The 11,540-nt window shown below is 38.1% G+C and carries 14 protein-coding genes; 10 read left to right on the forward strand and 4 right to left on the reverse strand.

The features are described 5' to 3' along the window. Positions 1–83: 83 nt before the first annotated feature. Together yccS and ACXVWP_RS00665 are read right to left on the reverse strand one after the other, a co-directional pair. Complete coding sequence (gene yccS, locus ACXVWP_RS00660) at positions 84–2,237, reverse strand: YccS family putative transporter (RefSeq protein ID WP_369866523.1); 2,154 nt, start codon at positions 2,235–2,237, stop codon at positions 84–86. A gap of 94 nt (positions 2,238–2,331) precedes the next feature. Further along, positions 2,332–2,988 (reverse strand): curli polymerization inhibitor CsgI-related protein, encoded by a 657-nt coding sequence (locus ACXVWP_RS00665; RefSeq protein WP_369866524.1) that lies wholly within the window; start codon positions 2,986–2,988, stop codon positions 2,332–2,334. Positions 2,989–3,108: 120 nt separating this feature from the next. On the opposite strand from ACXVWP_RS00665, the gene ACXVWP_RS00670 reads away from it, so the two are divergent. The 5 genes from ACXVWP_RS00670 to cspD all read left to right on the forward strand — a co-directional run bounded on the left by ACXVWP_RS00670 (position 3,109) and on the right by cspD (position 5,019). Further along, entirely contained in the window at positions 3,109–3,378 is a 270-nt protein-coding gene (locus ACXVWP_RS00670) for an acylphosphatase (RefSeq protein WP_289901749.1), read from the forward strand. Positions 3,379–3,448: 70 nt separating this feature from the next. Then, complete coding sequence (locus ACXVWP_RS00675) at positions 3,449–3,769, forward strand: YqcC family protein (protein ID WP_289901750.1); 321 nt, start codon at positions 3,449–3,451, stop codon at positions 3,767–3,769. Then, a complete protein-coding gene (truC, locus tag ACXVWP_RS00680; RefSeq protein ID WP_289901751.1) occupies positions 3,770–4,486 on the forward strand; it encodes a tRNA pseudouridine(65) synthase TruC in 717 nt (238 codons plus the stop codon). It abuts the gene before it with no gap. Positions 4,487–4,498: 12 nt separating this feature from the next. Beyond that, positions 4,499–4,663, forward strand: a complete 165-nt coding sequence (locus ACXVWP_RS00685; RefSeq protein ID WP_128787298.1) for a YoaH family protein — start codon at positions 4,499–4,501, stop codon at positions 4,661–4,663. Between the two features lie 146 nt (positions 4,664–4,809). Beyond that, positions 4,810–5,019 carry a cold shock domain-containing protein CspD gene (gene cspD / locus ACXVWP_RS00690; protein ID WP_049358078.1) on the forward strand — a complete coding sequence of 70 codons (210 nt, stop codon included), beginning with the start codon at positions 4,810–4,812 and terminating at the stop codon, positions 5,017–5,019. A gap of 80 nt (positions 5,020–5,099) precedes the next feature. Here cspD and matP read toward each other — a convergent pair whose 3' ends face one another. Next, complete coding sequence (matP, locus tag ACXVWP_RS00695; protein ID WP_297567947.1) at positions 5,100–5,549, reverse strand: macrodomain Ter protein MatP; 450 nt, start codon at positions 5,547–5,549, stop codon at positions 5,100–5,102. A 102-nt stretch (positions 5,550–5,651) separates the two neighbouring features. Between matP and ACXVWP_RS00700 the strand changes: the two genes are divergently transcribed. Next, positions 5,652–7,454 carry a Lon protease family protein gene (locus ACXVWP_RS00700; RefSeq protein WP_289901752.1) on the forward strand — a complete coding sequence of 601 codons (1,803 nt, stop codon included), beginning with the start codon at positions 5,652–5,654 and terminating at the stop codon, positions 7,452–7,454. Between the two features lie 169 nt (positions 7,455–7,623). Further along, a complete protein-coding gene (fabA, locus tag ACXVWP_RS00705; protein WP_014065350.1) occupies positions 7,624–8,157 on the forward strand; it encodes a bifunctional 3-hydroxydecanoyl-ACP dehydratase/trans-2-decenoyl-ACP isomerase in 534 nt (177 codons plus the stop codon). Positions 8,158–8,215: 58 nt separating this feature from the next. Here the strand turns inward: fabA and ybaK are convergent, their stop codons facing one another. Further along, positions 8,216–8,695, reverse strand: a complete 480-nt coding sequence (ybaK, locus tag ACXVWP_RS00710) for a Cys-tRNA(Pro) deacylase (protein ID WP_005696054.1) — start codon at positions 8,693–8,695, stop codon at positions 8,216–8,218. A gap of 76 nt (positions 8,696–8,771) precedes the next feature. On the opposite strand from ybaK, the gene ACXVWP_RS00715 reads away from it, so the two are divergent. The 3 genes from ACXVWP_RS00715 (at position 8,772) to ACXVWP_RS00725 (ending at position 11,473) form a co-directional block, all read left to right on the forward strand. Further along, complete coding sequence (locus ACXVWP_RS00715) at positions 8,772–9,725, forward strand: oxidoreductase (RefSeq protein WP_289901753.1); 954 nt, start codon at positions 8,772–8,774, stop codon at positions 9,723–9,725. A 20-nt stretch (positions 9,726–9,745) separates the two neighbouring features. After that, the gene (locus tag ACXVWP_RS00720; protein WP_289901754.1) at positions 9,746–11,053 is read left to right on the forward strand and encodes an NCS2 family permease; all 1,308 of its coding nucleotides are present in this window, start codon (positions 9,746–9,748) and stop codon (positions 11,051–11,053) included. 63 nt (positions 11,054–11,116) lie between these two features. Further along, a complete protein-coding gene (locus ACXVWP_RS00725) occupies positions 11,117–11,473 on the forward strand; it encodes a DsrE/DsrF/TusD sulfur relay family protein (RefSeq protein WP_289901755.1) in 357 nt (118 codons plus the stop codon). Positions 11,474–11,540: the final 67 nt, after the last annotated feature.

Below are 11,540 nucleotides of genomic sequence, written 5' to 3' on the forward strand. Positions count from 1 at the left end.
ATATAAGTGAGGTATTATCCCTGTTTATCGCCTTGAGAACAATAAAAAATTCGGGGTAGTGCGGTCAGTTTTTCCTTTGTTTTTTATTTGTTCATTGGTTCTACCTGGCTATGTTGGAAATAGCGATATAGCTGAGGTAGCAATTGAGAAATCAAATTAAGTTGCTGGTATGGCAAAGCAAAGACCGCATTGTTTTTGGCTTGGGTTTCATCCCACTGAATTTTTTTAAGGCTTTGTTCAATACTATTTTGGAGCTTTTCAAAAATTTCAGGACGAAGTTTTTCGATATTTTCCAGTGTATATAAAACCTTTTTCGCAATAGGATAAAAGTCTGACAAAAACTCGGTAGTTTGTTGTAATTGCGCCATTTTATTGCGATATGCCCCTAAAGCAGAAATATAGCTTAATAGGGAATAATTCATTTTTAACAAGTCAAAACCTTCCTGCAAATAGGCCTGATATTTCTTCGGCTCATTATTCATATTGGAAAGCGTTGTGCTTAATGCTGCCGCATATTGATGAGCGTTACGGCGTGCAATACGGTATTTTAAATTATCGCTTTTACCAAATTGCAGTTGGCTAATAATGTGTAAGAAATACTGCGCATCACTTTGCATCGCTCGGCGACTCACTTTATCGAGTTGCAGATATTTCCAATCCGGCCATAAATAAGAAACCGCAAACCATGCAATGGCTGAACCTAAGACTGTATCAATGAGGCGAGGGAAGAGCGCCGATTGTGTGTCAAATCCCATCACATCGAAACTGATCAATACCTGTAAGGTAATAAAGAACGTTGAGAAACTGTAATTATTACTGCGGAAGAAGAAAAACAGCGTACTGGTGACCACCATTAAACCCAGTTTCATCTCTAATGTGGGGTTGAGATAGGGCAATAAGGAGCCAATAATTACCCCTAAAATCGTCCCAATAATACGCTGACGTAACCGCACTTTGGTTGCGGAATAGTTTGGTTGACAAACAAAGACCGCTGTAAGCAAAATCCAGTAACCCAAATTAAATTGGAAGAATTCAACAATAGCACAACACAAAAACACCACGATAGACAAACGCACGGCATGACGGAAAAGTGGTGACTCAAAGGTAAAATTACTTCTGATAACTGAAAGAATATTTTTTAATCCCGTAATTTGTTCGGTATGGATTTGTGCAGTTTGCTCATTTTCAGTGGTTTCTTGCTCAAGCTGACGTAACTGCCAGTTAATGCTTTGTAGGTTATCGATAAGTGTTTGAAGGGCAAGTAAAACATTGTTTTGATTGGTATGTTCTTTGCTATAAAGCTCAAGAGATTGAATAGTGCCCACCAAGGCTTTTTCTACGCGAATATTATAGTGATAAGGCGTATTTTGACGGAGACAAGCCGTAATATCATGACAGGCTTGTGCTTGCAGTTCGAGCAAGCGCTGAATGCGAAAAATTAAATCTGTATTTTTGAGTTGTTCAGCAATTTGTTGATAATCAAAATGTGTGGAATTTGCACGCTCATGAATGTCTTGCGCTGCAAAATAATAGCGAATCATACGTTGTGTGCGAGCATGTCGATGTTGTCCACGAATACGATAGAAAAGTGCTGTTCTAGCTTGGTTAAAGGCATCCACCACATTGGTATTTTTCATCGCGAAATTGAGGTGTTTTTTCTCGATTTCATCAATTTCATCAGGAGCAAAAAATTCTGATTTGGCATCTAAATAATTACCTAATGCACAAAAAGCTTTCGCGACACTTTCTTGGACAGGACGGTTTGGGAAAAAGAGATAGACGATGATGGTCACAATACTGTAGAGCAAAGTGCCTAATAAAATCATTACAGGATTAATAAACCAACTTGCAGAATTATCTGGTGTATAAGTGAGGGTGGTATAAATGGCTACCACCAGCGTACCGAATGCAATGGTGCGATAACGTTCACCTACGGCGCCAACCATCGTAAATAAAAAGGTGATGATGGTCATCAACAATACATATTGGATGGGTTGACCAATATTAAGCTGAACGATAAAGGTTGAAATGGCAAAGGCAATTAATGTGTAAAAGATATTTTTTAATCGTCCAGTGAGGCGATTATCTAAATCCACTAAACCACCGGCAATAATGCCTAAAATTAAGGGCATGGATTGCGTAGAAATATCAAATAACCAAACACTAAATGCGGCTATATTCACTGCAATAAAAATAGGTATTGAAGCGATTACTTTTGCATTAAGCCATTGATTCATATTGATATTCTAGAATATTTCGTCGTTAAATATTAAATAGAAAAGAAGTGAAAGGAAGGCTCACTTCTTTTTTCTAACGTATGGTTAAAAACACTTATTTTTGTTTTTTCGCCCAGTTTAAGAAACGAGTTTGGGTTTCTTTATCGGCTTGTTGGAACCAGTATTGTAACTGTTGTTCAGCAACATTTTCACCTTGTACAACAACTTTGCCTTTCGCAGCTTTTCCTGACGCTGCAGGCATCATTCCAACTGCAGGTGCAGCTAAAGCTGAAACCGCCGCTGGCGCATTTGAAGCATTATATTCAGCTAAATCGTTAACAATATTAGCCGCTGGGAATAAACCTTCTTGTTTTAAAGTATCGATTTTAGCATCAATCACATTACCTGATTTCGTTTTAACAGTAATTTGTGGTTGGGCATTGAATTTTTCACCCTCTTCTTTGGAGCGAATTTTTTCTGCAGATACCACAACATCATTAGCAGGACTTTGGAAAGTCACAATAATTGGGTTAGATTCAAAAAGCGCTTGGCTAGAGCCTGAGCCTACGATTTCGCCTAAACGAACAACAACTTGTTGTGTTTGGTTTGCTTCAGCGTTGAATGATTTTTTTTCTTTTAGAATGGATTTGCTAGCTTTTTGGCCGTTGATAGCAAGAAACTCAAGGTTTGATGAAGTGCTTACCATGCCGGCTAAGCTACTCGTACTGATAGCAAGCGCGACAACACCTAAAGCAAACTTACATAATTTCATAATTACTCCTTTTATTTTTGAATGAAATTAGATGGTTGTAATGCTATGCTAAATTTAAAAAAATGGGAATAGGAAAGTGCGGTTAATTTTTAAAAAGTTTTTGTAATAAAGGAGCAAATCATGGCAAAACGATTTGTTGTATATGGGCGAGTTCAAGGGGTAGGATTTCGCTATTTTACTTGGAAAGAAGCCGAGAGAATTGGTATTAAAGGCACCGTAAGAAATTGTGTTGATGGAAGCGTGGAAATTGTTGCCGAAGGCAATAACGATCAACTACAGGATTTTTATAATTGGTTAAAAGTCGGCCCAAGAACTGCAAATGTTGAACGAGTTTTAGAGGATAATATTGAAAATAAACACTATCCTGACTTTTCTATTATTCACCGTTAAAACTGACCGCACTTTACAGCGTTACTTGATGCTCGTAGAATACGCCGCTTATTTATAAATAGGAAAAATTATGCGTAATCAAACAAAACTTCACCTTCAACAATTACAGTTTGCTATGCAAAAGCTTGATTTATGGCAAGTCACGCCTCCTGCACAAGACGCTTTTTTAAGCCAGGAGCCTTTTGCGATTGATACCATGTCGCCAGAAGAGTGGTTGCAATGGATTTTCATCCCAAGAATGTTCGCCTTACTTGAAAGCGGGGCAGATTTACCTTCACAAATTGCGGTATCCCCTTATTTAGAGGAAGCATTTAAAGAAGCAGAAGAAGATTTTTTAGTGGAATTATTAACACCGTTACGTGAATTAGAAGACTTATTACAAAATCAATAAATGTTAGAAATTTTATACCAAGATGAATATATTGTCGCCGTCAATAAACCAGCAGGCATGTTGGTGCATCGTAGTTGGCTTGATACGCATGAAACGCAATTTGTGATGCAAACCTTGCGCGATCAAATCGGGCAGCATGTTTTTCCTATTCATCGATTAGATCGCCCTACATCAGGTGTATTGCTATTTGCCTTAAATAGTGAAATAGCAAATTTAATGTGTCAGCAATTTGAACAGAAAACGGTGCAAAAATCTTATTTAGCGATTGTGCGAGGGTATTTGCAAGGGGAAGGACGGATTGATTATCCCCTTAAAATCCAATTAGATAAGATTGCGGATAAATTTGCGCAAGAAGATAAAGCGCCTCAAGAGGCGGTGACGGATTATGAAGGCTTAAAAATTGTGGAAATGTCTTATGCGGTAGGGCGTTATCAAACCGCGAGATATTCATTGGTGAGGTTAGTTCCTCAAACGGGCAGAAAACACCAGTTACGACGTCACATGAAGCATATCTTTCACCCTATTTTAGGTGATACACAATATGGTGATTTACATCAAAATCGTGCTTTAACAGAATATTCTGGCTGTCAGCGTTTATTTTTACACGCAGATACACTTATTTTTGAGCATCCTATTCATTTTACCAAAATAGAAATTAAGGCTGGTATAGATGAACAATGGAAGCGTGTGATGGAATTATTTAATTGGTCAATTTAACGAGAAGAAATCATGTTAGACATTAATTTAACCCATGAACAACAACAAAAAGCCGTAGAACAAATTCAGGAATTAATGGCACAAGGAATGAGTAGCGGCGAAGCCATTCAAATTGTGGCAAAAGCATTACGTGAAATTCATCAAAAAGATGAGAAATCGATTTCTGAGAGTAAATAAATAAAATTTTTGTGATCAATGTATCATTTTTTAAGTTTCCTTGTTGCATAAAAAAATAAAATGTTTGAATATATTTCCAATTTAGGTGATAAGGCATGAGTCTTATTGTTTTTAGGTATTAATGGCGAAGCCTATAGAGGTCTACTATGGAAATTGGTGTAGTAAAATGGTTTAACAACGCAAAAGGATTTGGGTTTATTTCTGCAGAAGGCGTGGATACAGACATCTTTGCACATTATTCAGCGATTGAGATGGATGGTTACCGTTCATTGAAAGCAGGGCAGCGTGTGCAGTTTGAGGTGATTCACGGCGACAAAGGATCTCACGCTACAAAAATTATTCCGATTGTGGAATAGATGGAACGCTAAAACGTTTCAAAATTTTCTCTATTTAGCATAATCAAAAGCCAAGGTTTCGACTTTGGCTTTTTTTCATCTTATTTATTGAGCAAATTTTTTAAACCGGCTTTCATTGCCGTCATTTGGCTTTCATATAATGCTTTGCTTTCACGTTCATCAATCATATAAGTGATAGTTTCAGAAAGTGTCATTTTCATTCTGCGTGAATATTTAGATAAACGAAGCCAAACACCATATTCTAAATCAATAGATTTTTTCTTCGTTGATTGTTTTTCAGCATTAAAAAAGCGTTTACGTCTTGCACGAATAGCCTGGTCAAGTTTAATAGGTAAATCAAGAGAAAGGTGATTTTTAATCCATTCCTCTATTTTTTCAGGATAATTCTGACATTCTATTAATTCTTGAACTTTGCTTTCTTCTAAGCTTTTTTCTTCATAACGGGTAATTTTTTCCCCTTCGCGATATTTGCGAATGAGATAAATCCATTTCCAGTTTGCTTCTTGGTTTTCTAATTTCTGATATTTCATCGTTTTATTATGCTTTTTAGTGACGTGGTAACCTCATAAATATACGCGCTTTAAACAAAATTTTCCAGTAGATTTTTATAACGGATTTTCACTTAGGATGAAGTGTGCGATAATACCGCCAATTTAATTAAAGCGAGATATGTCGTGACTTCAACATCTTCGGAACAAGCCTTAAATTGGCGAGCCTTACAACCAGAATTATCGATTACTGAACTTTCAGCTGAAAAGGCTGATTTTTGGTCATTACAAAAACATGCCACAAAAGCGATTTCTTTATTTTTAAAACAGCCTCGTCGCTCTCTATTGGTTTTAAAAGCCGATGATCAAGCAGAATATGCAGATTTATTAGCGGAACTTATTCGCCAAGAACAGCCAAAAGAGCGGTCAGTTTTTGGGGTGAATTATGTAGTTGAGCAGGGAGATTCTTTTTCTTTCCCTCGTATTTATACTGAGCCTGCCCAATCTCTCGCTGATAATTTTGCTGCACAAGGTGATGTACTGAAGGCATTACATGCCGATCAATTTAGTCTTTTTGGTAGTGTGCGAGTTCACCCAAGTTCGCAAGATATTTTGCTTACACCAGGTTTAGTGCATCAAGCCAATGGGGGCGTTTTGATTTTAAGTGCAGCAACGATGCTAAGCCAATTTGATTTATGGCAACGCTTAAAACATATTTTACAAACGCAAACTTTTGATTGGTATTCAGCCCATCCATTTAAAACCTTGCCTTGTGATATTCCAAGTTATCCACTTAATTTAAAAGTGGTGATTTTAGGCAATCGCACTGAAATTGCGACCTTAGGTGAGTTAGAAGAAGATCTTTACAGCTTGGCTGATTATGCTGAAATTGAAAGTTATTATTCTGTTGCACAACCTAAAGCACAAGAAAATTGGGCTAATTATGTGTTGGCATTAGCCTCAAAATATGAGCTCGATTTAGATTTAACCGCATTAAATAAACTCTATCAGTTATTGGTGCGTGAGAGTGAAGATCGCTTTTTAATTAACATTTCACCGTTAAAAATAACAGAAATGTTGCTTAATGCCGCGACGTTGTCACAAAAACAAACCTTAAGTGCGGTTGATTTTGAACAAGCTTTTAAACAAAAGAACGAACAGCACGGTTTTTTACGTGAACGTACTTATGCGGATATTCTCAATGAGCAAATTTATGTGGAAACCAACGGCGAAATTGTTGGGCAGATTAATGGCTTGTCTGTGATTGAATATCCTGGTACCCCCGTTTGTTTCGGTGAACCTTCTCGTATCAGTTGCTTAGTGCAGTTTGGTGATGGTGAAGTTGTGGATGTGGAGCGTAAAAATGAATTAGCGGGCAACCTCCACGGAAAAGGCATGATGATTTCTGAAGCGTGCTTGGCAAGTATCTTAGAGTTGCCATCACAGTTACCATTTTCTGCTTCTTTAGTATTTGAGCAGTCTTATGGTGAAATTGATGGTGACAGTGCGTCTTTAGCTATTTTCTCCGTATTGGTCAGTGCGTTATCTGATTTGCCGTTGCCACAAAATATTGCCATTACCGGTACCATTGACCAATTTGGTTTGGTGCATGCGGTAGGTGGTGTGAATGATAAAATTGAAGGCTTTTTCACTATTTGCCAACGTCGTGGTTTGACGGGTAAACAAGGGGTGATTATTCCTGCAACAACAATTCAGCAATTAAGTTTATCTGATGAAGTGGTTGAGGCGGTGAAAAATGAGCAGTTCTTTATCTATCAAGTCGAAGATATTTATCAAACAGCCAAAATCCTATTTGACCGCGATTTATTGGAAGAGAAAGAAGAATATGCGAAGGGCAAAGAGCCTATTGCGCGTTTAATTCAAAATCGAATTGCTTTCCGCTCGGAAACGCCGAAAAAAAGCTGGTTAGATTTCTTTAAATCTTAATTTTCTTAAAAGCGAGCCTTGTGTTCGCTTTTCTTTTATCTTAATTTCACTGACTGATCCGACAAGTTGAGCTAACAAGTGTTCGCTGTTTACATTTCTTATAAATCCCCATAAAATCCTTACTTATTGGTTGTAACCAAGTAAAACTATGTATACAAGGAAATAAAAAATGGAAAACACCTGTACACCAAATATTAAAAGCAGCTATACCTATGAAGATTTATTAGCTTCTGGGCGTGGTGAATTATTTGGTAAAGAAGGCCCGCAACTTCCAGCACCAACGATGTTGATGATGGATCGTATTGTAAAAATGACCGAAGACGGTGGTGCGTTTGGTAAAGGGTATATTGAAGCAGAATTAGATATTCATCCAGATTTACCGTTTTTTGGTTGTCACTTCATTGGTGACCCAGTCATGCCAGGCTGCTTAGGCTTAGATGCGATGTGGCAATTGGTCGGTTTCTTCCTTGGCTGGGTAGGCGGTAAAGGTAAAGGCCGTGCATTAGGCGTTGGTGAAGTGAAATTTACCGGACAAATCTTACCAAGCGCGAAAAAAGTGGTTTATCGCATCAATATGAAACGCGTAATTAATCGCAAATTAGTGATGGGAATGGCTGATGGTGAAGTGGAAGTAGATGGTCGTGTTATCTACACTGCAACTGATTTAAAAGTTGGCTTATTCCAAGATACATCAAGTTTCTAATTTAAATAAACACAACATCATAAAAAAGATAGCCCGATTTACTCGGGCTTTTCTTTTCCTATTCTTCGTCAATGATATCGACAAATTCGGCATTCAGTAATTTAGCTAAATCTTGTGGGGCCAATTCGACGCTTAATCCGCGTTTACCACCTGAAACAAAAATCGTATCAAACTCAAGTGCGGTCGAATTTATCACTGTTTTTACACGTTTCTTTTGACCTAATGGACTAATGCCACCGACTAAATATCCCGTGCTTTTTTGTGCCGCATCTTTATCGGCCATTTCCACTTTTTTGACACCAATGGATTTTGCCGCTTTCTTTAAACTCAACATATTTGCCGTGGAAAGTACAAAACACGCTAATTTTTTCTGATCACCATTTTCAGCGACTAAAAGTGTTTTAAAGGATTGGTGCGGATCAAGCCCAAGTTTTTCAGCGGCTTCATCGCCAAAATGCGTATTGTTAGGGTCATGATCATAGGTATGGAGAGTAAAAGGAATTTTATTTTTCTTTAGTAAATCAATTGCCGGTGTCATCTGATTTCCTTATGTATTTATTAGTCTTTTTTCTGTAGAATGAATCGGTTCAGAACATTTTACAGCGGAGAGAAAAATGGACGCAAGCCTAAATATTGCTATTGCAGCAGAATTTGATCTATGTGAAAAAATTGCCGAAGCCCTTGAACAAAGTGAGCTAGATGTTGGCAAGGTTTCAATTGTAGAAATTTATCCTTTTGAAGAAGAGCAAGCAGTACGTTTTCGCAATAAAGCCGTTGCTCAATTAGCCACCGATGAGATTGAGTGGGATAGCATTAATTATCTTTTCTTCGCTGGCCAAATTGACCAAGCCCCCTTATTAGCTCAAGCCGCAGAAAGTGGCTGTGTGGTGATTGATTTAAAAGGGATTTGTGCTGCATTGTCTGATGTACCCGTCGTGGTCCCTACAATCAATGAAGAAAATCTGACTGAGTTAAGACAACGTAACATTGTGAGTTTGCCCGATCCGCAAGTGAGTCAATTAGCTTTATCTTTATTACCAATCGTTCAACAAACAAATTTAACTCAAGTTTTTGCAACGTCACTTTTACCGGCTTCTTATACGGATGGTGAAACCGTGAATAAACTTGCTGGACAAACCGCTCGTTTACTGAATGGTATGCCATTAGAAGAAGGTGAAACTCGTTTTGCCTTTGATGTGTTTCCACAACAAGCGGCAAATTTAAATCTGCAATTACAAAAAATCTTTCCACAGTTAGGCAATGTAATTTTCCACCAAATTCAAGTGCCAGTCTTCTACGGCATGGCACAAAAAGTGACCGCACTTTCAGATTATGAATTTGATTACCAGCCACAACAAAGCGAATTGGTTGAATTACACGATAGCCTTATTACGCCTGTGATTAACGGTGAAAATGAAAATGGTGAAGACAGCGTAAAATTGCATATTAGCCAACAAAGTGCGGTTGAAAATGGCATCGAATTTTGGACGGTTGCAGATGAGCAACGTTTCAATATTGCCTTATTAGGTGTGAAATTACTTGAGTCGATTTATCACCAAGGTTATTAATTTAAGTTAAGGGGAAGACAATGCAACAATCTTTACTTGAACGCCTTTTTTCCATTAAAGAAAAGGGCAGTACGACCAAAACCGAAATTATTGCCGGTATTACCACCTTCTTTACCATGGTGTACATCGTGTTTGTGAACCCATCCGTATTAGGTGATGCGGGAATGGATAAGCAAGTTGTTTTCGTGACTACCTGTTTAATTGCCGCACTCGGCACCATTGCGATGGGATTATTCAGTAATTTACCTATCGCCCTTGCACCTGCCATGGGGCTCAATGCGTTCTTTGCTTATGTAGTTGTTGGCAAGCTTGGTTATTCTTGGGAAGTGGGCATGGGCACCATTTTCTGGGGCTCAATTGGTTTATTTGTTCTCACCTTATTCCAAATCCGTTATTGGTTAATGGCTTCCATTCCGCTTTCACTACGCGTGGGAATTGGTGCGGGTATCGGCTTTTTTATTGCGTTAATTGGCTTTAAAAATATGGGATTGGTTGTAGCGAATCCTGCAACCTTAGTGGCATTAGGCAATTTACATGATCCGAAAATTCTGCTTGGCGTATTAGGTTTCTTTATTATCGTAGTTTTAGCTGCACGTAATATTTTCTCTGGTGTTTTAATTTCTATCGCAGTAGTCACTGGTTTAGCCCTTTTTATTGATGATCAAGTGACTTTCCACGGCATTGTTTCTATGCCTCCAAGCTTAGGTACGGTTGTGGGTAAAGTGGATATTGCAGGTGCTTTAGATACCGCTTTGCTCGGCATCATTTTCTCTTTCCTTTTAGTAAACCTATTTGACTCATCAGGCACGTTATTAGGTGTGACTGATAAAGCAGGTTTCAGCGATGAAAAAGGTCGTTTCCCGAAAATGAAACAAGCCCTTTATGTAGATAGTATGAGTGCGGTAGTGGGTTCTTATATCGGCACATCCGCTATCAGTACCTATATTGAAAGTGGTGCAGGAGTTTCTGTCGGTGGTAGAACTGGCTTAACAGCGGTGACAGTCGGTGTTTTATTCTTACTTACCATTTTCTTCTCGCCACTAGCTAGTGTGGTACCGGCTTATGCAACCGCAGGGGCGTTAGTCTATGTAGGGATTTTAATGGCATCTAGTCTTATTCGTGTACACTGGGATGATTTAACCGAAGCCACGCCTGCTTTTATCACTGCAGCGATGATGCCATTTACTTATTCAATTACTGAAGGTATCGCATTTGGCTTTATTAGTTATTGCGTTATGAAAGTTGGAACAGGTAGAATCAAAGAAGTAAATGCGCCTGTTTGGGTTGTATCTTTATTATTTATCGCTAAATTCATTTGGGTTGGCTAAATAAAGGGGAAGCAATATTTCTTCTCCTATTTTAATCACAGTTTTTACAACAAGGAGTACGTTATGCAAAATATTCTTTTTATCGTCAATGATTCCCCATATAGCGGAGAAAAAACATTCAACGCTGTTCGTTTCGCTATCAATATGAAAGAAGAGTACAGCAAGGATGTGAATATTAAATTATTCTGCTTTTCTGATGCGATTTTATGCGGTATTGCTGGGCAAAATCCAAACGAAGGTTTCAATATCCAACAACTTATCGATATTTTAGCGGCACAAGGTGCTGAAATTAAATTATGCACCAGCTGCGTAAAAGCACGTGGTTTATTAGACGCTAAATTAATTGATGGCGTGACCCTTGGTACCTTAGATGATGTATCCGAGTGGACATTATGGGCGGATAAAGTTTTAACGTTCTAATTTCTGATATAACTGACAAAATAAAAAGGTGCAATCAATAGATTGCACCTTTTTAATTCTATATAGT

Source organism: Haemophilus sp. SZY H56, assembly GCF_054332415.1.

Coding starts and splice junctions, on each gene's coding strand:
- ybaK (WP_005696054.1), bottom strand. CDS start 8,695: ATGACACCGGCAATTGATTTACTAAAGAAAAATAAAATTCCTTTTACT.
- ACXVWP_RS00720 (WP_289901754.1), top strand. CDS start 9,746: ATGCAACAATCTTTACTTGAACGCCTTTTTTCCATTAAAGAAAAGGGC.
- truC (WP_289901751.1), top strand. CDS start 3,770: ATGTTAGAAATTTTATACCAAGATGAATATATTGTCGCCGTCAATAAA.
- ACXVWP_RS00715 (WP_289901753.1), top strand. CDS start 8,772: ATGGACGCAAGCCTAAATATTGCTATTGCAGCAGAATTTGATCTATGT.
- matP (WP_297567947.1), bottom strand. CDS start 5,549: ATGAAATATCAGAAATTAGAAAACCAAGAAGCAAACTGGAAATGGATT.
- ACXVWP_RS00675 (WP_289901750.1), top strand. CDS start 3,449: ATGCGTAATCAAACAAAACTTCACCTTCAACAATTACAGTTTGCTATG.
- yccS (WP_369866523.1), bottom strand. CDS start 2,237: ATGAATCAATGGCTTAATGCAAAAGTAATCGCTTCAATACCTATTTTT.
- ACXVWP_RS00670 (WP_289901749.1), top strand. CDS start 3,109: ATGGCAAAACGATTTGTTGTATATGGGCGAGTTCAAGGGGTAGGATTT.
- fabA (WP_014065350.1), top strand. CDS start 7,624: ATGGAAAACACCTGTACACCAAATATTAAAAGCAGCTATACCTATGAA.
- cspD (WP_049358078.1), top strand. CDS start 4,810: ATGGAAATTGGTGTAGTAAAATGGTTTAACAACGCAAAAGGATTTGGG.
- ACXVWP_RS00665 (WP_369866524.1), bottom strand. CDS start 2,988: ATGAAATTATGTAAGTTTGCTTTAGGTGTTGTCGCGCTTGCTATCAGT.
- ACXVWP_RS00685 (WP_128787298.1), top strand. CDS start 4,499: ATGTTAGACATTAATTTAACCCATGAACAACAACAAAAAGCCGTAGAA.
- ACXVWP_RS00725 (WP_289901755.1), top strand. CDS start 11,117: ATGCAAAATATTCTTTTTATCGTCAATGATTCCCCATATAGCGGAGAA.